The 21,776-nt window shown below is 59.4% G+C and carries 19 protein-coding genes, 1 tRNA gene and 2 pseudogenes; 7 read left to right on the forward strand and 15 right to left on the reverse strand.

Features of this window, described 5'->3' with window-relative positions; genetic code table 11:
* Positions 1 to 27: 27 nt before the first annotated feature.
* Both ACTJJW_RS01745 and ACTJJW_RS01750 read right to left on the reverse strand, forming a co-directional pair.
* Positions 28 to 900: a M23 family metallopeptidase gene (locus ACTJJW_RS01745; protein WP_462642276.1), complete on the reverse strand. Its 873-nt coding sequence runs from the start codon at positions 898 to 900 to the stop codon at positions 28 to 30.
* An 81-nt stretch (positions 901 to 981) separates the two neighbouring features.
* Positions 982 to 1,566, reverse strand: coding sequence for a DUF305 domain-containing protein (locus tag ACTJJW_RS01750; RefSeq protein WP_462642277.1), 585 nt, complete (start codon positions 1,564 to 1,566; stop codon positions 982 to 984).
* Between the two features lie 875 nt (positions 1,567 to 2,441).
* Here ACTJJW_RS01750 and ACTJJW_RS01755 point away from each other — a divergent pair.
* Positions 2,442 to 2,514 (forward strand) — tRNA-Phe (locus ACTJJW_RS01755).
* A 91-nt stretch (positions 2,515 to 2,605) separates the two neighbouring features.
* On the opposite strand, the gene ACTJJW_RS01760 is transcribed toward ACTJJW_RS01755, so the two are convergent.
* From ACTJJW_RS01760 to ACTJJW_RS01785, 6 genes and pseudogenes are all read right to left on the reverse strand, one after another.
* Positions 2,606 to 3,358 carry a type I restriction endonuclease subunit R, EcoR124 family gene (locus ACTJJW_RS01760; protein ID WP_462642279.1) on the reverse strand — a complete coding sequence of 251 codons (753 nt, stop codon included), beginning with the start codon at positions 3,356 to 3,358 and terminating at the stop codon, positions 2,606 to 2,608.
* Between the two features lie 348 nt (positions 3,359 to 3,706).
* A complete protein-coding gene (locus ACTJJW_RS01765) occupies positions 3,707 to 4,189 on the reverse strand; it encodes a type II toxin-antitoxin system death-on-curing family toxin (RefSeq protein ID WP_462642280.1) in 483 nt (160 codons plus the stop codon).
* 25 nt (positions 4,190 to 4,214) lie between these two features.
* The gene (gene rhuM, locus ACTJJW_RS01770) at positions 4,215 to 4,583 is read right to left on the reverse strand and encodes a RhuM family protein (protein ID WP_462642282.1); all 369 of its coding nucleotides are present in this window, start codon (positions 4,581 to 4,583) and stop codon (positions 4,215 to 4,217) included.
* Positions 4,580 to 6,091: pseudogene (locus ACTJJW_RS01775) on the reverse strand (type I restriction-modification system subunit M). Before ACTJJW_RS01775 ends, rhuM begins: the two are co-directional and overlap by 4 nt.
* Positions 6,088 to 7,044 carry a GIY-YIG nuclease family protein gene (locus ACTJJW_RS01780; protein ID WP_462642284.1) on the reverse strand — a complete coding sequence of 319 codons (957 nt, stop codon included), beginning with the start codon at positions 7,042 to 7,044 and terminating at the stop codon, positions 6,088 to 6,090. Before ACTJJW_RS01780 ends, ACTJJW_RS01775 begins: the two are co-directional and overlap by 4 nt.
* 145 nt (positions 7,045 to 7,189) lie before the next feature.
* Positions 7,190 to 7,657: a methyltransferase family protein gene (locus ACTJJW_RS01785; RefSeq protein WP_462642285.1), complete on the reverse strand. Its 468-nt coding sequence runs from the start codon at positions 7,655 to 7,657 to the stop codon at positions 7,190 to 7,192.
* A 414-nt stretch (positions 7,658 to 8,071) separates the two neighbouring features.
* Here ACTJJW_RS01785 and ACTJJW_RS01790 point away from each other — a divergent pair, with 414 nt between their 5' ends.
* Both ACTJJW_RS01790 and ACTJJW_RS01795 read left to right on the forward strand, forming a co-directional pair.
* Complete coding sequence (locus ACTJJW_RS01790; protein WP_462642287.1) at positions 8,072 to 8,515, forward strand: hypothetical protein; 444 nt, start codon at positions 8,072 to 8,074, stop codon at positions 8,513 to 8,515.
* Between the two features lie 93 nt (positions 8,516 to 8,608).
* A pseudogene (locus ACTJJW_RS01795) lies at positions 8,609 to 9,237 on the forward strand (formylglycine-generating enzyme family protein); the annotation flags it as partial.
* A gap of 73 nt (positions 9,238 to 9,310) precedes the next feature.
* Here the strand turns inward: ACTJJW_RS01795 and ypfJ are convergent.
* A complete protein-coding gene (gene ypfJ, locus ACTJJW_RS01800) occupies positions 9,311 to 10,189 on the reverse strand; it encodes a KPN_02809 family neutral zinc metallopeptidase (RefSeq protein ID WP_462642288.1) in 879 nt (292 codons plus the stop codon).
* Positions 10,190 to 10,251: 62 nt separating this feature from the next.
* On the opposite strand from ypfJ, the gene ACTJJW_RS01805 reads away from it, so the two are divergent.
* Complete coding sequence (locus ACTJJW_RS01805; RefSeq protein ID WP_462642290.1) at positions 10,252 to 10,386, forward strand: hypothetical protein; 135 nt, start codon at positions 10,252 to 10,254, stop codon at positions 10,384 to 10,386.
* A gap of 174 nt (positions 10,387 to 10,560) precedes the next feature.
* Complete coding sequence (locus ACTJJW_RS01810; protein ID WP_462642291.1) at positions 10,561 to 11,358, forward strand: tryptophan-rich sensory protein; 798 nt, start codon at positions 10,561 to 10,563, stop codon at positions 11,356 to 11,358.
* A 79-nt stretch (positions 11,359 to 11,437) separates the two neighbouring features.
* Here ACTJJW_RS01810 and ACTJJW_RS01815 read toward each other — a convergent pair whose 3' ends face one another.
* Positions 11,438 to 13,546, reverse strand: a complete 2,109-nt coding sequence (locus tag ACTJJW_RS01815; protein ID WP_462642475.1) for an acyl-CoA dehydrogenase family protein — start codon at positions 13,544 to 13,546, stop codon at positions 11,438 to 11,440.
* A gap of 231 nt (positions 13,547 to 13,777) precedes the next feature.
* Here ACTJJW_RS01815 and trxA point away from each other — a divergent pair, with 231 nt between their 5' ends.
* On the forward strand, positions 13,778 to 14,179 hold the full coding sequence (gene trxA / locus ACTJJW_RS01820) for a thioredoxin (RefSeq protein ID WP_462642292.1): 402 nt from the start codon (positions 13,778 to 13,780) through the stop codon (positions 14,177 to 14,179).
* Positions 14,180 to 14,270: 91 nt separating this feature from the next.
* Here trxA and ACTJJW_RS01825 read toward each other — a convergent pair whose 3' ends face one another.
* Complete coding sequence (locus ACTJJW_RS01825) at positions 14,271 to 14,801, reverse strand: helix-turn-helix domain-containing protein (RefSeq protein WP_462642293.1); 531 nt, start codon at positions 14,799 to 14,801, stop codon at positions 14,271 to 14,273.
* A 220-nt stretch (positions 14,802 to 15,021) separates the two neighbouring features.
* Between ACTJJW_RS01825 and ACTJJW_RS01830 the strand changes: the two genes are divergently transcribed.
* Positions 15,022 to 15,636 (forward strand): nucleotidyltransferase domain-containing protein, encoded by a 615-nt coding sequence (locus ACTJJW_RS01830; RefSeq protein ID WP_462642294.1) that lies wholly within the window; start codon positions 15,022 to 15,024, stop codon positions 15,634 to 15,636.
* Between the two features lie 270 nt (positions 15,637 to 15,906).
* On the opposite strand, the gene recQ is transcribed toward ACTJJW_RS01830, so the two are convergent.
* The 4 genes from recQ to ACTJJW_RS01850 all read right to left on the reverse strand — a co-directional run bounded on the left by recQ (position 15,907) and on the right by ACTJJW_RS01850 (position 21,586).
* On the reverse strand, positions 15,907 to 17,910 hold the full coding sequence (gene recQ, locus ACTJJW_RS01835; RefSeq protein WP_462642295.1) for a DNA helicase RecQ: 2,004 nt from the start codon (positions 17,908 to 17,910) through the stop codon (positions 15,907 to 15,909).
* A 73-nt stretch (positions 17,911 to 17,983) separates the two neighbouring features.
* Positions 17,984 to 18,952, reverse strand: a complete 969-nt coding sequence (locus ACTJJW_RS01840) for a carbohydrate ABC transporter permease (RefSeq protein ID WP_462642296.1) — start codon at positions 18,950 to 18,952, stop codon at positions 17,984 to 17,986.
* A complete protein-coding gene (locus ACTJJW_RS01845) occupies positions 18,949 to 20,082 on the reverse strand; it encodes a carbohydrate ABC transporter permease (RefSeq protein WP_462642297.1) in 1,134 nt (377 codons plus the stop codon). The genes ACTJJW_RS01840 and ACTJJW_RS01845 overlap by 4 nt, the downstream gene beginning before the upstream one ends.
* Before the next feature lie 169 nt (positions 20,083 to 20,251).
* Positions 20,252 to 21,586, reverse strand: coding sequence for an ABC transporter substrate-binding protein (locus ACTJJW_RS01850; protein ID WP_462642298.1), 1,335 nt, complete (start codon positions 21,584 to 21,586; stop codon positions 20,252 to 20,254).
* Positions 21,587 to 21,776 lie beyond the last annotated feature (190 nt).

Consider the following 21,776-nt stretch of genomic DNA (forward strand, 5'->3'; position numbering starts at 1 on the left):
TGGGTATTGCCCTTGGGTGTGCCCCGTTCACGAGCCGATTTTCGCTTTCAACCAGACGTACGGATCAGTCGGAGTAACTCCGTCAAGGAGGATTTCGAAATGCACGTGGGGGCCGGTGCTGACGCCCGTATTCCCCACTTGGCCAACGAGATCACCCACGGCAACGACATCGCCGATGGCTAAGGGCGATGAGCCTTCGATCATGTGCGCGTACCGGCTACTGATCGTCTGGCCATCGATCTGGTGCGTGATGACGACGTTGGTTCCGTAGTCCGCATCGTTGGGGCCCAATTCGGTGACCACGCCGTCAGCAATGGACTGAATCGGAGTTCCCAGCCCCGGGGTGATGTCGATGCCCTTGTGGAAGACCGGACACCCGTCGCAGGATCGGGACCCATACCAGCTGCTGATTGGGGCCCCAACTAAGAACGGCCACTGGATCGGCGAGTCCGGGTCATTGGTGAAGGTGTCAGCTGCGAGTGAATATGGTGCGCCCGCGGGGACCGTCTTAATCACGCTGACGCCATCACGTTTCGGAAAGGACTCCGTACTCGCCGGGACTATATCGGAGACGCGCATGGATTGAAGCGGCGCGGACTGGGTGGGGACTTCCTCGGCTACTGTGCTCTCTGGCGTCGCATACGCCGGCAAAAGGTAGGTGCCAATCAGCAGCGCCACCAACGCGACCGCGGTGCCCCCTTTGGCGCTACTTCGAATAATGCTAGTCACATTGGGTCGTCCAGAGTTGCGTCGCGCCAATTTCTTAGAGACTGACCCGCCCTCAGGCTGCTGGCGCCGCGAGCGTCGTGCTTTCTTTTCAAGCGCGAGGGTTTCGCGACGGGTGAGAGCTGCCGGGGCGTCCGGGTAGCGGTGGTTCATATTTTCCCAACTGGGCGCCATAGGGCGGCCATATTAACAGCGACGGGGAGGCTGCGGCGGCGATATGCAGGCCGCCGCGGCCACAACGACGCCGCGGCCGTATTACAGCGTGTCTAAGATCTCTTTCATGAGGGCGATCTCTGCAGTCTGATCGTCAATAATCTTCTGTGCGAGGGCAACGGCATCAGCATTCTGGCCGTTCTGCAGTTCGATTGTGGCCATATCGATGGCCCCCTCGTGGTGCACAGTCATCTGCTCAAGGAATAGCGTGCTGGCTTCTACACCAGAGGCAGTTTCTAAAGCGGCCATATCCCGGTCGGACATCGTTGTGCCGCCCATGTCCATTTCGCCCATCGAACCGCCAACTCCCCAGCTATCCAGCCAGCCGTTCAAGGTATCAATCTCGGGGCCTTGGGCTGCCTTAATATTCTGTGCAAGCTCCGTGACGCGGGGGTCGATGTCATTCTTGTCCAGCACCATCTGGGCCATTTCGACCGCCTGCTCGTGATGGACAACCATCTCCATAGCAAAAGTGACGTCGGCGTTATTCGCGCTGGATGATTCGGAGGAGCTTGACGCTGACGGGGAAGAACCGTCTCCGACATTCGCGTCCGGCGCCGAGCATCCAGCAAGGGCCAAGGTCGTTGCGAGCGCACCAAACAGGAGCGCGATTGTTCTAGTTTTCATTCCAAATCTCTCTATTTATCGAATAATATGAATCGCTTTACCGCGTGCGGAGTTCGCCGGATAACACCGGACGAGAAGCGAATCAGGTTCGACTAATAGAGAGAATGTGAAGCGAAGGCTGGAGCGCAGGAACCAGCGCGAATACGCGTGGGAATCCCCCCTGAAGCACCGTGCTTGGGATGCGGAATTGGAAGCGCGAATAATGAAAAAGTATGAGGAGCGCGGAGGCTAGGAGCACTAGCACACACGCCATCGTCAGCACGTCGTGCGTGGGACCGCATGTCTCGACGCAGGTATCGGGCACCGCGGAGTCTTTCTGAGCTACCGCAAGCATCGGCGAATCCACAGCCAACGCACTTAATGAGGCAGCTGACGCACTCAAGGCGTGAGATTCTGGTGCCGGAGACTCTGAAAGTAGGAAATGCATGGCGAGCAGCGCGACGAGAACTGTGGGAACTGCGATCAAGACGATCGCCATGCGCCGCCAACGTGAACTCGGACGAGAAGAAAGGGACAGCATCATACTCATCCAACCGCCCTTCCGCTTCACCAAAGTATTAGCATAGTTTGCCTAGGGCGCTGCGAAGCTGTCAATCAGCCGAGCGCGATACCTGCCTCTGACGCTCTGGCTGCAGTGAGTCCGCACGATCGCTCCCGGATCTTACCGAGCGACTGTTTTAACGCACGCGCACGCAGTGCCCTTGTCGGTGAGCCCTAGGCGTACCTCCCAAGGACGTTGTAAACGGCGCGCCACCCTGTCACGGCGGAGGTCGCCGGTTCAAGTCCGGTCAGGGTCGCAAACAGAACGCCTCTTCGAAAGGCGGGGCTCTTTCTGTAGTAGGGGGAAACCCTTGCGAGTAAGAGACAACTCTTACGGCTCTGTAGCTCAGTTGGTAGAGCGCACGACTGAAAATCGTGAGGTCACGGGATCGACGCCCGTCAGAGCCACGCTCAAGTCCCTCCCCGTTGTTCCTGGGTTCTAGCGGTCGTTGCAACACCCATCATTTGGTCACGTCCCGTGGAGTGGTGCAAGGCTCGTCTACCCAAGTCCAAAGAACCGGTCGAAGAAAGCGCTGAGCTTTTCTACGACGGTCCGCTTCTTCTCGCTGTGGCCGCGGGCTGCCGAGAATCGCGGTGTGGGCGGGAGGATCTTGGTGATGGCGGTGCCGCTGCTCTGGATGAGGTCGTCACGGAATGCGCTCTCCATGAACGCTCTGGTTTCTTCTGGTTTGAGTTGCTCTTCGTCGATGATGCGGTCGAGTTCTTCTTTGCGTCGGGCAGCCATGAATGCTTGCCACTCTTCGTCGATGTCGATGGCACGGGTGATGGTGGCGCGTAGTTCTTTGTCCTCACCGTCGCCGTGTTCGTCGCGGTATTTCTGCACGAGCATCAGGATATAGTCGACATTGATTTCGACCTGTTTGATGAGTTCGATTTCGAAGACAACGTCGTCGTTGATTGCTTCTTTGTCGGCGTCGGTGTCTTTGCGGAACTCGGCGTAGAGGTCGAGATAGATGCTGCGGTAGTCCTGCATCTGACGTTCGGTGAGAATCTCGTTACCCACGAAATCGTCGAACGAGCTGAGGATGTTCTGGAGCCGAAGGATAACGCCGAGCAGTCCGATGAACTGCTTCTGCGCTGCCTCACCGACGATTGGTTCGCCAAGCGGGAACTGCGCGAGCAGCTCTTCGACTTTCCCGGCGTATTCGCTGTAGTACTCGTGCAGCAGACCCGCTCGATGTCGTGCTGACTTTCGTCGCGGAGTCGAATCGCGAGAACATCCCCGCCGCATCCGCCATCGTGGGATGCAAGCCAGATTTTCTGCAAATACGGTCGGATGTTTCCGATCAAGACATCTCCGGCACGGAACTCAGTCAGGTTTCCATCGCTTGGAACATGATCCGACCTTTTCCGCCCGGCCTGATTCGCTAAGAGGTTATCGACCCCGATGAAGGAGTTCTGATCGACTTCATTCGCGGAAATACGAGTGCTTGAGTAGGCCGCGATCTCGCCGAGCTCTCTGAACAGCACCCCATCCGGGCAGTGCTCCGCAATCAACTCATCGAAGCGGCTCATGCTGCACCGTCCGCGAGCATCCGCATGACAAGTGCCACCATGAGTTCCTTCTCCTTGGGGTCGCTCATTGCGACCATGAGAGTGATTGCGGCGAGCGCGTTGTGCTGATTCTCGGATTGCCGCTAGCGGCATTCAGGATGCCGTTATAGCTGAGGAAAGTAACGAACAGGGCTGCGGCGCTGCGCTTGTTGCCGTCCGACAGCGGGTGGTCCTTCACAATCAGATACAGAAGGTTCGCGGCCTTCTGTTCCGCACTCGGATACATTTCCTGCCCCGCAAAACCCTGATAGATCGCAGAAACTACGCCCTCTAGCGTGCCACCACGTTCCCTGCCGAACAGCGCATCTTCTGGAAACTCTGCCGCCACCTGAGCAATCACCGAACGGGCCTCGACCACCGTCAAAACCCACCCCGGCGACGAACCAGCCACATCCCCCAGCTGGCCCTCGTCGTAGTCGCGCAACAACTGCAACCCCGGCAGATAGCCCGCCAACACATCCGCGACACCCGACACCAGTTCATCCGCAGAGCGCGACAGAATGTTCACGATCGATCCAAGCTGCTCTAAGCGATCAGCGTTCAGCGTTCAGCGCAGCACCTTCAAGAATGTACTGTTTCAAAGTTGCCGTCACCCAACGACGGAAAGCAATCGCACGTGACGAGTTGGCACGGTAGCCAACCGCCAAAATAATGTCGAGGCTGTACAGAGTTACCGGGCGGTCAGAACCAGCAATATGCGTTTTTTGCATATTGCTCTCTTCATCCACCTCAGCATCCCGCACAATGTTTCGGATGTGTCTGGAAACACCAGACTGATCGATAGCAAAAAGCTCCTCGATTTGCGCCTGCGTAGCCCACACCGTCTCACGATCACGATCAAGCGGCAAAGCAAGTTCCACCCCGGGAGCCGTATAGACAATAACGTCGTGTGTCTCAGTCATTTATTCGTACCTTCCAAATCCGCCACAATCTCAGCGTTCAGCACCGTGATGTCCACAACCTCACGAGTGTCTTCCTGCTCAACATAGGAAGAGACGGCAATGTTGTAGGAGTTCTCTGCAAGGTCAGAATTCGGAACGAGCTTCGCGAAATGTCCAACGTCCGCACGCGCGGCAAACGTGTCGAGGATTCTCTTCTGGTGCGGTTCCTTCAGCTTGTTCTTGCTACCGCTGCGGGAGAACTCAGCCGACGCGTCAATAAACAGCACCGAGTTGTCACTCTTCGACTTCTTCAACACCACAATGCACGTGGCGATCGTCGTGCCAAAGAAGAGGTCAGGCGGCAACTGGATTACAGCATCCACATAGTTGTTATCGACTAAATACTTGCGAATCTTCGCCTCAGCGCCGCCACGGTAGAGCACACCAGGAAACTCGACAATTGCCGCGGTGCCGTTGACCGCGAGCCACGACAGGATGTGCATCGTGAACGCGAGGTCAGCCTTCGACTTCGGTGCAAGCACTCCAGCGGGCGCGAAACGCGGGTCATTGATCAGCAGCGGGTTGGCATCGCCATCCCACTTGATTGAATAGGGTGGATTCGAGACGATTGCCTCGAAAGGTTCGTCATCCCAGTGCGCCGGATCCGTGAGCGTATCTCCATGTGCAAGGTGGAACTTCTCGTAGTTCACATCGTGCAAAAACATGCTGATGCGCGCGAGGTTGTAGGTCGTTAACTTGATCTCTTGACCGTAAAAGCCTTGGTGCACATTCTCTTTGCCGAGCACCTTCGCAAACTTGAGCAGCAGCGAGCCGGAGCCGACGGCGGGGTCGTAAACCTTGTTCACCTCAGTCTTGCCGACCACGGTGATGCGTGCCAGAAACTCGGACACTTCCTGTGGCGTGTAATACTCGCCACCCGACTTGCCTGCACTCGACGCATACATCTGCATCAAGTATTCATACGCATCACCGAAGAGATCAATCGTGTTGTCACCAAAGTCGTCGAGGGGAAGATTGCCGATCGCATTCAGCAGCTTCACGAGCTTCTCGTTGCGCTTCGCCACTGATTGGCCCAGCTTCTGGCTATTCACATCAAGGTCATCGAAGAGGCCCTTGATATCGTCCTCGCTGCCGGAGCCGACTGCCGAACCCTCGATGTTGCGGAAGATCTGTTGAAGCGTCTCGTTCAGATTCTCGTCTTGGGCCGCACCAGCGCGTACGTTGTCGAAGAGTTCGCTCGGCAGGATATAGAAGCCCTTCTCGGCGACCGCATCCTCGCGGCCGAACTCGGCATCCGCGTCGCTCAGGTTTGCATATTCGAAACCCTCAACTCCTGCCGCGCGCTCGTGTGAGTTGAGGTGCGCGGCCAGATTCTCTGAGATAAAACGGTAGAAGAGCATCCCGAGCACTTAACTTTTGAAATCCCAACCATCAACGCTGCCGCGAAGGTCGTTCGCTATCTGCCAAATCGTCTTGTGGAGTTCAGCGCGCTGTGACTCTTTTGTCATTCTGTTCCATCTTCAATAGTCGGGGTTGAAACATCGCGACCTTCCCAGTCGCCAAAACTCACGCCGTCGTCACTAATCCATGATGTTCGGCCGTTGCAGGAGCGACCAAGGACTACGCTGCCGGCAGTCGACGGCGACGAGAAAGGCGCGTCCTTAGCCAATCGCGAGACCCCGCCCTCAACAATGAGAATCCCCTTCGCGACGAGATTGCTGCGGATCGCACGGTAGTTCGCGTAACCGCGTCGCGTACTGTCGCTATATTTCTCGCTATCCAGAATTCTTGGAGCAAACACTGAACCCGCGAGAACCAAAAACTCTCCGTCGACTAGCTGAGCGCTTGCGCTCACGCCGCGCTTCGCGCTGCTCAATCGGAAGACAGGAGACATCTCAGACTGAAGTTGCGCAGCAGGTGCGCTCGGCCTTTCTCTCGACACCACACCTCGAAAGACGTCGACGCCGATAGCGGGCAGCACTACGTGGAGCTGATCCAAGAAATAGTGCATGTTGGACATTTCAGCTTCGGAAAGGAGCGCAAACCCTGGGTCAGTGTTGTTGTCGAGAGTAGCTCTGGCAGTCTGCTTCGCACGAGAGATCAGTTGCGACTCGAGATAGCGCACCTCGTGCTTCTTGAGCTGCTGCGCTTGCGCCTGCGAAGTAATCACAACAACGCGGTCCCACCAGTCTTTCTTCTCCTGGTGCTGACGCAAACGGCTGGCGACCTCGTCGCTTTCACCGATGTACACCTTGCCCTGGCCTGGCTGTGATGCTTCCGAGTCATCCCCAAGCAGCAGGTAGATTCCGGTGCGTCTTGCCTCATCACGTGAGAGCAATCTAGTGAGGTCAGCACGCGGGGCCGCCACAATATGGCCCGTCCAGTTCGCAATCTCAGCGGTTCGTAAACCACCAGGTTTGCCATCAACCAAATAGAGCAACACTTGTTTGCCAAGATTCATTAGAGCCCCACCCCCAAATAATCCTTCATCGCTGAAATCTGAATCAGTAACTTTCAGCTTAGGGCTCTGTGCTGACGCAGGCAGTTGTGCCGCAGCCCGCCGGGCAGGTTGTGGTGCTCGGCTGTGTCGCGGGTGATGCCGTCGTTCAGCCGATACGCCCGATGCCGGGGATGAAGCGGCCGACGCGGAGCGCGTAGACGGCGTAATCGGCGTAGCGCTCCGCTAGCATCCGTTCTTCCCAGCGTGCCTTCACCATGAGCAGCACTACGAGCGCCAGCCACGCGCCCAGGTGCCACCAGGTTGCGCCAGCCAGCGCGACACCGAGGGCACCGAGCATAAGACCGCTATAGATCGGGTGGCGCACCAGCCTGTACAGGCCATCGGTCACCAGTTCTGAGCTATCAAGCGGCACCGGGTTGGCGGTGAGAGAACGGCCGAGCCCGCGCATCCCGAGCACCGCCACGACCGCGCCGGCGAGCGCGAGCACTCCCGCAATGGCGTAGACGAAGGCCTCGCGTTCCCACAGGGGATCGGTCCACGGCAGAAGCAGAACCGCGGCGATCAGCACAACCTGCACGACGACGAGTGTGATCCCGATCGCGCGTCTGCTCATGATCAGCTCCTCTTCATCGATTTATTCGGGGCTTGCTCGATCACGGGCGATTGCCCGCTGGCCTCGAGGTCGCGGTAATACTGACGCGCTCCCTCGTGAGGTCTTGCCTAGAGACTACGGCTCGTTGCCGGGAACGTCGAGGGAGTTGTCGTCGGAACACCGACGCGACACTCTGGGTGTCGGCTAGTCCTCCGCTCGCGGTGACGCCGCATTATTCACGGCAGCCCCGAGGTGATTGTTCATTGACGCCCCGTGCGCCCCAGACCAGCTGTGCTGAGGAGTCCCGGGTGACTTCGTCGTAGCCCATCCTTCCCCTGACGGCGCAAGCAGAGAGGGCGACGACGCAGACGGCGAGCACAAGCAGCTGCGCAGAATGCTCTAGCGGTGCCGCATCCCTTGTGTGAGAATTCGAATATGCCACGTAGTGAGTTATCTTCAGAAACAAGTGCGGCGCTCAGCCACCGAGCCACTCGCACCGTGCCGCCGCACGTCAGTGCATCCGCGTCATACTGGCTGACGATCGCACTCATCACCCAAATTGCCTCGACTCTGATGGGTGTCGCTCAGGGCGACGCTGCGGGCCAATCACTCGTCTCGTGGGGCGTAATTAGCATCGCGCTGTTGATTCTGGCTAAGCGCGGGCACGAATGGGCGCGACTCGCATTTCTGACGCTCAGCATCTGGGGGCTCGGCGTGCTCGCTGCGCTCGCAATCGTGATGCCGTTCGTGCCGAGTGCCACGATCGACTTCAACTGGGCCGACATTGCACTCACAAGCATCGCGATCGTGGCAACGCTCAAAGCGAAGCACCTGTCAGCTCTGCCTGCCCTGCCAATGACGCCAATGACGTTGCGCTAACCCGGGCACGCTACCCCGTAGCGAGGCCCAGCAGCCAAAGAAAACGCGGAACTCTGACCGCGCAGAGTCGCTACCACACAGGCATAAGCTGGAATGGTGGATGACTCAAAGAACTCGAGCTGCGGAGACGCCTGCACCTGCACGCCCCAACGCACTACATCGGTGCCACTCGGGCTGCCGCTCGCCACCGCATCCGCGCCCGGCGCTGCAAGCCCAGCGGCGGCGTCCGCAGTGCCGCTCGAGCCCCGCTCGAACCCCGCACAGGCGAGCACCGCATCGAGCAGGCACTCATCCCCGCAGGTAGTTTCGTCATGGGCGATTCCTCGGACGACCGCAATGCTGCAGATGGCGAGGTCCCTCAACATCGAGTGACTGTCGACGCCTTCTCCATCGACGTCACCACTGTCACCAACAACGATTTTGCGCGTTTCGTCGACGACACCGGCTACCGCACCGAAGCCGAATGGGAGTACGCCTCCCGCGGCGGCCTCGACCAAACCAAATACCCGCGGGGCGACGATGAAGTGGATGCCGGGGGCTGGCGCGCCAACATCTGGCAGGGCGAATTCCCCCGCCACAACACTCTCGACGACGGCTACCTCACCACCGCCCCCGTGCGCACCTTCGAACCCAACGGTTACGGGCTCTTCCAAACCGTTGGAAACGTCTGGGAGTGGTGCTCCGACTGGTTCAGCGCCAACTATTACGCCGAGTCGCCCGCTAAGAGGGGTCGCGCCGTGAACAGTGTCGCTCTCTAGGGAGAGCCGCGCTACACGCACAAGTCCGGCGCCGCAATTACGGGGTCGCGACCTCGAACGTGTTGCAGGCTTCCGGGCCGCCATTCAGTCCAGTCATGAACCACTGCTGGCGCTTCTCGCTCGAGCCGTGGGTCCAGGTCTCCGGGGTGACCTGCCCTTGGGTCGACTGCTGGATGCGGTCGTCGCCGACAGCGGATGCTGCACTCAGCGCATCCGCAATCTGCGCCTCTGTCACGGGATCAAGGAAGACCACGCCATCGTCGTTCTTGATGGTGGATGCCGCACCCACCCACGCTCCCGCGAAACAGTCCGCCTGCAGTTCCAGACGCACCGTCGCTGACGACGGCCCCGTTTCCTGACGGTCGAGGCCCTCCATAATTCCGGTCGAGTTCTGGATGTGGTGACCCCACTCATGCGCAATCACATACATCTCCGCGAGCGGCCCGCCAGTCGAACCGAAGCGGCTGCGAAGGTCATCGTAGAAAGCGGTGTCGACGTAGATCAGCTCATCCGCCGGGCAGTAAAACGGCCCGACTGCGCTGCTCGCGCCACCGCATCCGGTGCTCGTCTGGCCGGTGAAGAGCACGATATTGGTCGTGCGATACGACTGCCCGAGCTCGGGCAACTCGTTCGCCCAGTACGTGTCCAGTGAATCTGCTGCGGCAGCGATCCGGCAGTCGACGCTGTTATTGGCTGCCTCGCCCGTCGTGCATTCGGAGAGCGGCTGGCCCTGCTGCTCACCGCCGCCGGTCGTTCCACCACCCACAAGCCCGGTCAGGTCGACGCCGAGGAACTGGGAGGCGATGATCAGGCCGATGACGAGCAAACTGCCACCACCACCCACGGCGATGCCAGTGTTACGGCCGCGTCGAGAGACCTTGCCGGGGTTGATTCGCGCGTTGTCGTTGAACGTCATAGAGAGAATTTACTATTCGCTGGCACGCTCCACCAGAGCAACCACTCCGATATCCTTAAGACATGAAAACCATCTCCGTTGTCACCGTTCTCGGCAAACTTGCACTCGTTGTGATGGGTGCAGTCGTTGCGCTCACCGGCGTCATTCTGCTCGTCAACCTTGCCGTGCCGAGCCTGCTCGCCGGCTTCACGCACTAGCCACCTCGCAAGCCCCTCGCGTCTCTAGACGCAACGCGGTTCAGTGCACGCAACGCGCTCAGCCCGACCAACTTGTGCGATGCGCCCAGCATTGAACGACACCCACAATTCAGCGATTCTTCGATCGACTCCTGCACAAGAGTTCTAGGCTTGGAACCAACGAAGGAGAACGTGATGCGTGAATCCAAAGATGTGATCAGGCAGATTACTGTTGCCGCGAGCGCGACATTCGCCCTCATCGGAGCATTCGTTGGCTCAGGCGCTGCAGGCGGCACCCCGATACAGGATGCTGCGGGCGGTGCGCTCGCGGCCGATGCCACCGTCATCGCCCCCGCCGGTTCAGCCTTCGGCATCTGGAGCATCATCTACTTCGGCCTCGTCGCCTACGCCGTCTGGCAAATGCTGCCCAAACAGTCCAGCGCCGAACTGCACCGCCGCGTCGGGTACTGGGTTGCCGCATCCCTGGTTCTCAACGCCGCCTGGATTCTCTCCATCCAGTTCAACCTGCTCGCCCTCAGCGTTTCCGTGATCATCATCCTGCTGGTCGTGCTCATCCGGGCTTACCTCATCACCGTAGAGTTGCCCGCCGCCGGTGCCATCGATGCGATCGTCACTGACGGCACCATTGGCCTCTACCTCGGATGGGTGTGTGTTGCGACCGCAGCGAACATCACTGCCTGGCTGGTCACCATCGGATTCACGGGCTTCGGCATCTCTGAAGACGTGTGGGGCGTCGCCATCATCGTTTTTGCCGGAGCAGTAGGCATCGCCCTCGCTGCCCGCGGCCGCACCCACTTCTCCCCAGCGCTCTCCCTCAGTTGGGGACTCGCTTGGGTCGCTGTCGGGCGCCTCAGCGGTGACCTGATCTCGCAGCCCACCGCAGTCGCTGCGATTGTTGCGGTCGTCGCCGTGCTCGCGAGTGCAGCAGTCTTCGCGGTTGAACGGCTGCGCGCCGAACAGACTGCCAAATGAACGACAGCTTCGCGTACGCGTGGTTAAGGCTGCCGACAGCACCCCCTGTGCTTGAGGCGGCAGCCGGTGAAGTGCGGCGCTAGCGGCGCTTCTTCTGCTTCAGATCCTTCTCATGCACCGGCTCCTCGCCTGAAGCACGGCGGTCGGCATAGTAGTCGCGAGCCTCGTTCTGGCGAACAGCCTCAGCGCCCGACGCGATCGGTGCACGCACCAGCTCGTCGGTTAGGCCAAACGCGGCTACGAGATCCAAGGCCTGCGGACGCAGACGCGGCAACAAGCGGTCGTCGATGTAGTCGGTGATTGCCTGAGCACGGTTCGTGGAGATACGACCGTGCATGAGGTACCACGCGAGGTTCTTCTCGATCAGCGAGAAACCGAAAAGGTCACGCAACCAGGTCATGACCTTGACGGTGCCCTCATCTTCGATCTTTTCGAGGGCACGAGTGAACGCCTCCCACTGCAGCAGCTCGGCATGCGCGTACGCGGTCATGATGAGCTGATTCTGGTGACTGTTGAAGAGAGCGGCAGCCTCAGCCTGCGGAAGCTTCGTCGCTGCACGCAACTTGCCTGCAACATCCGCCACCATCGTCTCAACGCGGTCGGTGAGCAACTGGCGCTGTGAGTCAGTGTCGCGCACGTAGCCGATCGAGCGGGCCGTTGAACCGAAGTCCACAACGTTCTGCGCAAAGCGGCGAAGACCCGTGCGGTTGACTGCCGCCTCGCTGACCTGGTCGGCAACGTACTGAGCCATAGCACCGACATCCGCCCCCGCGAACTTGCGCGAGTAGTCGGTGAGCAGTCGCTTAGCAACCAGCTGGAGCAGCACGTTGTTATCGCCCTCGAAGGTCGCATAGACATCAAGGTCGGCGCGCATCTGGGTGAGTCGGTTCTCGGCCATGAAGCCTGCACCACCGCACGCCTCGCGCGCTTCCTGCAGAATGTCGAGCGCAGCCCAGGTGCTGAGCGGCTTGAGCGCCGCGGCGATCGTTTCAAGGTCCTGGCGGTCTGCCTCAGTATCGGTGCGACCCGAAAACACACCATCGAATTTCTCGAGGAACTCCTCGTGCGCAAACGACATTGCGTAGGTCTGAGCCAAACGCGGCAGCAGACGACGCTGGTGGCGCTGGTAGTCCAGAATCACTTCTTCATTCGTGTTGCTGGATGCCGTGAACTGTCGGCGCTCCGAACCGTACTTGATCGCAATCGTGAGGGCCAGCTTGCTCGCGAGCACTGCGGCACCATCCAGCGAAACGCGGCCCTGAACGAGCGTGCCGAGCATCGTGAAGAAGCGGCGCCCGGGGCTGTCGATGTCGGAGGTGTATTCACCGTTTTCATCGACGTTGCCGTAACGGTTGAGGAGGTTCGTACGGGGCACACGCACATGGTCGAAGTGCAGCCGACCGTTGTCGATACCGTTCAGCCCGCCCTTGAGGCCGTCATCCTCACCCGAAAGGCCGGGGAGGAAACCGTTGTCGTCGCGCAGTGGAACGTAGAACGCGTGAACGCCGTGGTTGACGTCCTTCGTGATGAGCTGAGCAAACACCGTCGCGGCCTTGCCGTGAAGTGCTGCGTTGCCGAGGTAGTCCTTCCACGCCGCGCGGAATGGGGTATTGATGACGAACTCGTCAGTGTCGGGGTCGTAGGTTGCCGTCGTAGCGATGCTGGCAACATCCGATCCGTGACCGATTTCGGTCATCGCGAACGCACCCGGCGTCGTCAAGCTCATGATGTCGGGCAGCCACTTGTCGTGGTGCTCCTTGGTTCCCAAGTGCAGCACGGCAGCACCGAAGAGGCCCCACTGAACGCCCGACTTGATCTGCAGCGAGGGGTCAGCGAGCACTACTTCTTCGAAGGCGGCGATATTTCCGCCGTGGTCGTCCTTGCCGCCGAGCTCGGCGGGGAAGGCACGCTGAATCGCATCGTTGTCGACGAGGATCGACATCTGGTTCAGCACACGCTCGCGGTGGTCGGCCATCGAGAGCCCACCGACCTGGTGAAGCTCAGGGTTCGCCATGAGCGCGCGCGACTCCTTGCGGGCCTTCGCCCACTTGCCCAGAAGGTATTCGCCCAACCATTCGACGTTGATGGCCGGGGTCTCGGGGGAGGTCTCAGCGGAAGTTGTGGGTACGGCGTCGGGGGTCGGTGCTTCTGGCGCGGTCTCGGTTGCCGTGTCGTGAACCTGGGTCATGGCTATCTCGATTCGTGAAAGTTCGGTAATCACACGGTACGAGCGTTGCGTGCGGGCGCAAAGTGTCTCGTTCACGGTCAACCAAGGGGATGCCGCACCCACCGCATCCCTTTGTGAGAAACTGCAAAACAGCTGGCTTAGAGTTGTGGGAAGTCTTGCGCTACGGGAGGGATTGAGCCCCGGGAATCTTTGTTCAGGTGACGTTGTTGGGCTCCGTGAAAGGATGTAACTATGTCGACTATCACTCTCACCTCAGAAGACTTTGGCCAGACGGTCACCAAAGAAGGAATCACGCTCGTAGATTTTTGGGCTGAATGGTGCGGCCCCTGTAAGCAGTTCGGGCCCATCTTTGAGACCGCAAGCGAAACCCACGCCGACATCACGTTCGGCAAGGTGGATACCGAAGAACAGCAAGAACTTGCTGGCGCTGCAGGAATCACCTCCATCCCTACCCTCATGGCATTCCGTGACGGCGTGCTTGTGTTCTCACAGCCCGGCGCACTTCCTGCCCCTGCCCTCGAGCAGGTCATTGAGGGTGTCAAGAACCTCGACATGACTGAGGTTCACAAGCAGGTTGCTGAACAGCAGGCTGCCGCAGAAGCCGGCGAAGCACCCGCAACACCCGCTAGCTAATTAGCCGGCACGCAACTCCCGCAGACCACGAAGGGCCTGTCGACGTTTACCGTCGGCAGGCCCTTTTCTGCGTGGTTCGTCCGAGCGCGGGCTACTTCAGCACTGAGTTGCTCTGCATTGCGCCCTTCGCCTTAGCTTCGCGCCGCTTTTGCACGCGGCGATCGTGCTTACTTCGCGAGAGCGGAAATTTAGCGTCAAGGTGCGGATCCAAATAGAGCCGCATGAGTGCGAAAAGGATGAGCACTCCACCGCCCCAATATGCTGGGACGATCACCGAACCTAGCTGACCGCCTGTTGCACTCAGCAGGGCAACCACCACACCAACTCCGACGAATAGACGAAACCATCCACCACGGATCCTGTCCCGCGCAGCCTGCTGATCGTTCGCGCGGGTCTCAAACGAGTCGACGCGACCGTTGAGTTCATCGCTCTCGATCGTCGCGAAAAGATCTCGAACAGGAACTCCCAGAGCATCCGCGACGAGCGAAAGCGTTTCCAGACTCGCGTCACTCCCCGCCTCAAGTCGCTGGATGGTTCTGATTCCTACACCGCACTCGTCGGCAAGTTTTTCTTGGGTCCAGGCCCGCTCTCGGCGGAGTTCCACAATGCGTGCTTCATTCATGTGACCAATACTCCACGAACGGATGGATGCTCGCTACGTCAACTGGCCGCCAATGATCCGCCAGCTACCCGACACCTGCCCGCCAACATCCCGTCGGTGTGCCGCCAGCACAACGTCGGTGCCCAAACCTCCAACGCTTGTATTGAATTACAATACAGATGTATCTTTTTATAATACGGACGTATTGTGAAACAATACGAACAGTCGGAGGAAATTTCCAATGGACTTATCAGCCCCCATGGCTTCACTGGTGAATGGCCTTGATGCGGTTTCCTTGCGCATCATCGCCAGAGCAGGGGCGGAGCTCACTGGCCGGCAGGTTGCCCGGCTCGCGGGTACAGGCACACCAGCGAATATCCGGCTGTCCCTTCTCCGGCTCGTCGACATTGGCCTGGTAATTTCAGTCCCGGCGCCACACGCGACCATGTATTCCGCCAACCGATCACACATTCTTTGGCCTGCCGTTGAGATCGTCATGAGTGCGCGTCAGGAACTGAATCGGCGCATTGCGTCATTTGCGGAGGCGAACGCGCCTGCGGGCGTTACCGTCGCCCTCTACGGTTCGGTAGCCCGCGGTGACTCTAACGCCAGAAGCGACGTTGATCTGCTTGTGATCTTCCCAGATGCCACCGGTCTCGATTCCACAGACATTTTCGTCACTGAACTACGGAACAGCGTGCAACTGTGGACCGGGAATGACGCTCAGATCTACGACCTGACAACATCGGCATTGACCAAACAACGCGACGACGGCGACCCGATGATAGAAAGCTGGACTGCAGACGGACTCATCGTTTTCGGGAAGAGCATCTTGAGCATACGAAAGGCGCCGTAAATGCCGGAATCGCAGCGGCCGACGCTATCTGCGGCTCCAAACTCGGATACCGCTCCAGCGGTCAAGATCACAAACAGGCGATCGGGCTTCTCACCCAAGCAATCCCTGAAAAGAAGACTGCGGCGAGAGACCTTGGCCGGCTACTGGAAGCAAAAACTCTTACCTCCTACGGACCGGCCACATCACGGAGGCCAAGGCCAAGGAACTCCTCAAGTACGCCAGCAGGCTTGTAGACGAGATGGACTTCGTTCTCGCCTCATGATCAGCCCTCTAAAATTCAGGCGGCCCGTCATACGGAGCGTCGTCGTCGGAGTAGGACGGGATGTCGTTCTCGTCGCCAGGAATGGATGCTGCGGGAGCGGCAGCGGGCCGAGATTGGCGCGCGGGTGCAGCAGCGAACGCGGGCGCGGCACCGACCGAAACCCCAGCAGCGGCCCCCACAGTCGACACTTCAACGGGCTCCCCCGCCACAATCGCGAGAACTGCCGCACCATAGGTTTCGAGCTTCTTCTCGCCGACGCCGCTGATCTCGGCGAGCTCAGCCAGTGATTCTGGTTTAGTGACGGCGATACCGCGCAGGGTGGCATCCGCAAACACGACGTAGGCGGGCACTCCGTTGTCGCGCGCAACACCGGAACGCCAGGACCGCAAGTTCTCGAACAGGTCAGTCGCCGACTCGGGCAGATCGACCGCAACCTTGCGCTTCGCAGCACCGGAACCGGAGCCAGAACCCCGCGCCTTCCGGGGCGCCTCGCGGCGCAGTTTCACTGTGCGGTCACCGCTCAGCACCGAAGCGCTTTCGGGCGTAATCGCGAGGGTGCCGTACTCGCCCTGCACCGCCAACAACGATTGCGCCAACAGCTGCCGAACTACAGAACGCCAGTCTTGCTCCGAGACATCCGAACCGATACCGAACGTGGCCAGATCGTCGTGGCGCTGCTGCGTTACACGCGGTGTGGTTTTGCCGATCAGGATGTCGACCAGGTGGCCAGCGCCAAACTTTTGATTGCGTTCGCGGTCGAGTCGAACAATTGTCGACATCATTTTCTGGGCTGCAACAGTGCCATCCCACGACTGCGGCGGCGACAAGCACGTGTCGCAGTTTCCGCACGCTGTCGACTCCTGGCCGAAGTAGCCGAGCAACTGCACGCGACGACACTCGACGGTCTCACACAGGGCAAGCATCGCGTCGAGGTGAGCACTCAGGTTGCGACGGTGAGCCAGGTCGCCACCCGACTGGTCGATCATGCGGCGCTGCTGCATGACATCCTGCAGACCATAGGCGAGCCACGCCGTTGCGGGCAGCCCATCACGGCCAGCACGACCCGTCTCTTGGTAGTAACCCTCGACACTCTTGGGCAGGTCAAGGTGCGCGACGAACCGCACATCAGGCTTATCGATGCCCATTCCGAACGCGATCGTCGCGACCATCACCATGCCGTCTTCACGCAAGAAGCGACTCTGGTTGCTCGCCCGCACGCGCGAGTCGAGACCCGCGTGATACGGCAACGCTGCAATGCCGTTGTCGACCAAAAACTGTGCCGTCTTCTCAACCGAAGCCCGCGATAGGCAATACACAATGCCCGCATCGCCCGAGTGCTCCGTGTTGAGCAGCGTGAGTAGCTGCTGCAGCGGCTGCGCTTTCGCCTCGATGCGGTACTGGATGTTGGGCCGGTCAAAACTAGAAACATACTGGGTGGCGTCGGTGAGCTTCAGTCGCTGCGCGATCTCTTTGCGAGTGGCTTCAGTCGCGGTGGCGGTCAGCGCAATGCGCGGAACATCGGGCCAACGGTCGTGCAACACATCGAGCTGCAAGTAGTCGGGCCGAAAGTCGTGACCCCACTGAGAAACACAGTGCGCCTCATCAATCGCGAAGAGCCCGATCTGACCCTGCTCGAGCAGCGACACTGTGGATGACACCCGCAGCCGCTCGGGCGCGAGGTAGAGCAGATCCAGCTCGCCAGCCCGATACGCGTTTTCGACGCGAGTGCGTTCGTCGGCGGACTGAGTGGAGTTGAGGAACGCCGCACGAGCGCCAACGGCGGCTAGGGCATCCACCTGATCTTGCATGAGTGCAATCAGTGGGGAGATGACGACGCCCGTGCCTTCACGCACAAGCGCGGGTATCTGGTAGCAGAGCGATTTGCCGCCGCCTGTGGGCATGAGCACGAGTGCGTCGCCACCCTGAACGATCGTGTCGATGATCTCGCCCTGCTGCCCCCGGAACGAGTCGTAACCGAACGTGGACTCAAGAACAGACTGGGCAGACACCATGCCGAGAAGTCTAGGCGCAGCCACTACCATTCAGCCGAGAGCGCTGGCCCCTGTGGAACCAACCAACCCCCCCCTACCCCTTCGTAGAACCCGCGAGCAGCCCGCGCACGAAGTAGCGCTGCAGAGCAAAGAACACGATCAGCGGCACCAGGATCGAGATGAAGGCACCTGCCGTGAGCAGGTTCCAGTCTTGACCGCGACTGCCGGTGATCTCTGCCAAGAGTTTCGTCATTGGTGCGACCCGCCCATCGGCGAACACGAGGGCGACAAGGAGGTCGTTCCACACCCACAAGAACTGGAAGATCGCGAACGAGGCGATCGCCGGCATAGTGAGGGGAAGCACGATGCGGAAGAAGATCTGCCCGTGACCGGCACCATCCACTCGAGCGGCTTCAATCAGTTCGGAAGGGATCTCCGAAACGAAGTTGTGGAGCAAGAAGATCGCCAGTGGCAGCGCGAAGATCGTGTGCGCGATCCATACCTGAGAGTAGGAGTTCGAGGCGTTCAGGCTGGAGAACAGTTCGATGTCGCCGATCGAGAGGCCGCGAGAGAACAGGCTCAGCAGCGGCACGAGTGCCATCTGCAGCGGCACGATCTGCAGCGCGAAGACGCCGATGAACATCCAGTTGCGACCGGGAAACTTGATCCACGCAAAGGCGTAGGCCGCGAGGCTCGCGAGGACGAGCGGGAAGATCGTGGCCGGCAAAGTAATCGCGATCGAGTTAATGAAGGCGCCAGCGAGGTTGAGCGTGCTGTTTCCGGCCGCCAGTACTTCGGTGTAGTTGTTGAGCGTGAATCCGGGATTCTGGAAGATTGTCCACCAACCGTTGCGCAGAATCTGCTCGGGCGGACGGAGCGATGAGACGAATAGACCGAAGGTCGGCGTAGTCCAGAGCACAGCGATAATCAGTGCCGCGATTGTTGCGCCGCGACTCGTGAGGCGTTTCTTGGTGCGCTTAGCTGCTCCCAGTTTTTCTCCGCGAGCCAGCTGCTTCTTGTCTTTTTTACCGAGCGGAAGTCGCGCGGGAACTGTCGCGGTCATCGGATCTCCCTCTGCTTTTTGATCTGTCTTGCGTTGTAAATGACAATCGGCAGCACCATCACGAACAGCACAACCGCGAATGCAGCAGACCGACCGACTTCAAATCCTTGCCACTGTGAGTACATTTCGTTGGCGATCACGCTGGTCTCGTTGGCACCGGCCGTCATCGTTCGCACAATGTCGAACACCTTCAGCGAGGCGATCGAGATCGTGGTGAGTACGACAACAAGTGAGCTGCGGATGCCAGGCACAGTGACGTTGACGAACCGTTGCCAAGGGTTGGTTCCGTCGAGTTCCGCAGCCTCAAGTTGTTCGGCGGGAACACCTTTGATCGCCGCCGACAGAATCACCATGGCGAAACCTGTCTGGATCCAGATCAGCACGACAATGAGAAAGAACGTATTCCACGGGGAGTTTGACAGCCACGAAACTGGTTCTCCGCCCATCCAGACCACGACCTGGTTGAGCAGTCCAATCTGTTCTTGGCCTGCGGGGCGCACGGCGTAGACGAAGCGCCAGATGATGCTCGCGCCGACGAATGAGATGGCCATCGGCATAAAGACGAGCAATTTGAAGACTTTTTCGCCGCGGGACTTGTCGATGAAGACGGCGTAGGCAAGGCCAAAGATTGTGGAGACTGCGGGCACGACAAGCACCCAGACCACAGTGTTGAGCACGGTGCGGATGCCGGTGTCTTGCGTGAAGATCCAGATGAAGTTTTCGAGACCAACGAACCGGGTTCCGCGGCTGTTCATGAAGGCTTGAATGGTGGTTTGGATCGTCGGGTAGATGAGCCCGACACCGAGCAAGAAGATCGCGGGGCTCAGAAATCCAACAAGCTGGAAGAGGTAGCCAGCCCCCTGTTTTGCCCGGTAGTCAAGGTAAAAGAAGAGTGCGCCAAAAAGTGTTGCTGCGGCAGCGGCCCAGAGCACTGAGCCAAGCGCCAGAAACACGAGCCCTGGGATGAGAACACAGGCGGCGGCGCGGATGATCGTGAACTTGCGCCCGGTTCGCGGCGCAAGTTCTAAGAAGAAGATCAGCAGTGCGATCACTGCGAAGAAAGCCAGAAGCACAAGCGGTATTTGTGCGAGTGCTGGCAGGGTGGAAATCCACGCTAAGAAAGCTGACATGTCGAACCTTTCGAGTGCCTCACTGAACTCTCTCTACACCTGTGACTCTACGACACCTCGTCAATAGAGCGGCGGATATGAGTGCGGGCCGGGAAGAATTTCCCAGCCCGCACGTCACACTGCTATCGCTGTACGCTACGGCCCAACGGTGTTGGGCGGCGGTGTCGAACTACTCAGACGGCCATGAGGCGTCGATAGTGGAGAGCACGTCTTCGGTTGACTTGCCGTTGATCCAGTCGACCATTCCCGTCCAGAACGATCCTGAACCCACAATTCCCGGCATGAGGTCGGAGGCATCAAAGCGGAACGTCGTATCTGGGTCCTGCAGAATCGTGATGGCCTGTTGCAGGATGGGGCTGCTTGCGCTGGCCGGGTCAAGGCCATTGTTTGCGCTGATGACACCACCCAGCTTCACCCGGCTGTTTGCCCACTCTGGGCTCGACAGATACTCCTGAACCTTGATGGTTTCTTCGTCATTCGAGAAGGCACCAACGATTTCGCCACCACCGGTGACGGCGTTGCCACCCGCCTCAACGGACGGAGTGACGAAGGCCCAGATGTCAGCATCCGGTCCGACCGTAGCGTTACCGTTCTTGGGGTCCTGGATGAATCCGTCGAAGAACGATGCCTGGTGGTGAAGTGCACATGTACCGTCGCCGAGGGCGCGAGCTGGGTCACCGAACGGTGTGTTGTTGATCGACTTCACATCGCCGAAACCGGCGTTCACGAAGTCAGGGTTCAGCAGAATGTCGCCAACGGAGTCGAAGGCAGAGACAATCGCGGGGTCACTGAATGGAATCTCGTGCGACACCCACTTGTCGTAGGTCTCTGGTCCGGCTTGGCGAAGCACGAGGTCTTCTACCCAGTCGGTTCCTGGCCAGCCGGTTGCCGCATCCGAACCGAATCCTGCACACCAGGGTGCGGTGCCGGTCTTGTCGGCGATTGTCTGGGTGAGGGTGAGCAATTCATCCCACGTCGTGGGAACTTCAACACCCCATTCAGCAAACTTAGCGGGTGAATACCAGACGAAGCCCTTGACGCTGGCCATGAGCGGTGCGCCGTAGAGGGTATCTCCGGTGGTTCCGTAGGCTGCCCAGTCTGCTGACCAGTACTCGTCTACGTTGGCCTGAACGCTTGCTGGCGCTGGCTGAATGTATTCGCGCGATGCAAGGTCTGCGAGAAGACCTGGCTGCGGGAAGATTGCGATGTCAGGGGCGTTGCCGCCCTGTGCACGGATGCTGATCTGGTTTTCGAACTCTTTGCTGGATTCGTACTGAATGTCGATGCCATTCTGGTCTTCCCAGTCGGCCCAGGACTCTTCGAGCAGTTCAGCTTCGGTATCAGCGATGGTGCCGTAGATGGTGACAACGCCATCAGCATCGCCTGAATCGCCGGGGCCACCTGAGGAGCCACCGGAGCCTGACGCGCAACCGGTAAGAACCATGCTTGCGATACCGAGAGTGGCGATCGGAAGTAAGGCTCGTCGATAGTGGTGGGAAATCATACAAATTCTCCTCGTCGAGGTTTTGCCCGCAGGCCGAGCAGCATGCGGGGGAACAACTGCAGCTCTGAACTCGCCTACTCACTGGTCAAAGCTCAAGAGAGCGTGTTCAATACTCACGCTAGGTCACACCGACAGAATTATGCAAGCGCTTGCGAAGACTCTCTCGTCTACCGCAACCGGAATGAGACCT

The sequence above is a fragment of the Rhodoglobus galactosidasius genome (assembly GCF_054957775.1).

Bases quoted from the DNA above. Each gene is read 5' to 3' on its own strand.
- ACTJJW_RS01850 (WP_462642298.1), bottom strand. From the start codon at position 21,586: ATGATTTCCCACCACTATCGACGAGCCTTACTTCCGATCGCCACTCTC.
- recQ (WP_462642295.1), bottom strand. From the start codon at position 17,910: ATGGTGTCTGCCCAGTCTGTTCTTGAGTCCACGTTCGGTTACGACTCG.
- ACTJJW_RS01815 (WP_462642475.1), bottom strand. From the start codon at position 13,546: ATGACCCAGGTTCACGACACGGCAACCGAGACCGCGCCAGAAGCACCG.
- ACTJJW_RS01825 (WP_462642293.1), bottom strand. From the start codon at position 14,801: ATGAATGAAGCACGCATTGTGGAACTCCGCCGAGAGCGGGCCTGGACC.
- ypfJ (WP_462642288.1), bottom strand. From the start codon at position 10,189: ATGACGTTCAACGACAACGCGCGAATCAACCCCGGCAAGGTCTCTCGA.
- trxA (WP_462642292.1), top strand. From the start codon at position 13,778: ATGTCGACTATCACTCTCACCTCAGAAGACTTTGGCCAGACGGTCACC.
- ACTJJW_RS01745 (WP_462642276.1), bottom strand. From the start codon at position 900: ATGGCGCCCAGTTGGGAAAATATGAACCACCGCTACCCGGACGCCCCG.
- ACTJJW_RS01805 (WP_462642290.1), top strand. From the start codon at position 10,252: ATGAAAACCATCTCCGTTGTCACCGTTCTCGGCAAACTTGCACTCGTT.
- rhuM (WP_462642282.1), bottom strand. From the start codon at position 4,583: ATGACTGAGACACACGACGTTATTGTCTATACGGCTCCCGGGGTGGAA.
- ACTJJW_RS01830 (WP_462642294.1), top strand. From the start codon at position 15,022: ATGGACTTATCAGCCCCCATGGCTTCACTGGTGAATGGCCTTGATGCG.
- ACTJJW_RS01810 (WP_462642291.1), top strand. From the start codon at position 10,561: ATGCGTGAATCCAAAGATGTGATCAGGCAGATTACTGTTGCCGCGAGC.
- ACTJJW_RS01845 (WP_462642297.1), bottom strand. From the start codon at position 20,082: ATGTCAGCTTTCTTAGCGTGGATTTCCACCCTGCCAGCACTCGCACAA.
- ACTJJW_RS01840 (WP_462642296.1), bottom strand. From the start codon at position 18,952: ATGACCGCGACAGTTCCCGCGCGACTTCCGCTCGGTAAAAAAGACAAG.
- ACTJJW_RS01760 (WP_462642279.1), bottom strand. From the start codon at position 3,358: ATGCGGCGGGGATGTTCTCGCGATTCGACTCCGCGACGAAAGTCAGCA.
- ACTJJW_RS01790 (WP_462642287.1), top strand. From the start codon at position 8,072: ATGCCACGTAGTGAGTTATCTTCAGAAACAAGTGCGGCGCTCAGCCAC.
- ACTJJW_RS01750 (WP_462642277.1), bottom strand. From the start codon at position 1,566: ATGAAAACTAGAACAATCGCGCTCCTGTTTGGTGCGCTCGCAACGACC.
- ACTJJW_RS01780 (WP_462642284.1), bottom strand. From the start codon at position 7,044: ATGAATCTTGGCAAACAAGTGTTGCTCTATTTGGTTGATGGCAAACCT.
- ACTJJW_RS01785 (WP_462642285.1), bottom strand. From the start codon at position 7,657: ATGAGCAGACGCGCGATCGGGATCACACTCGTCGTCGTGCAGGTTGTG.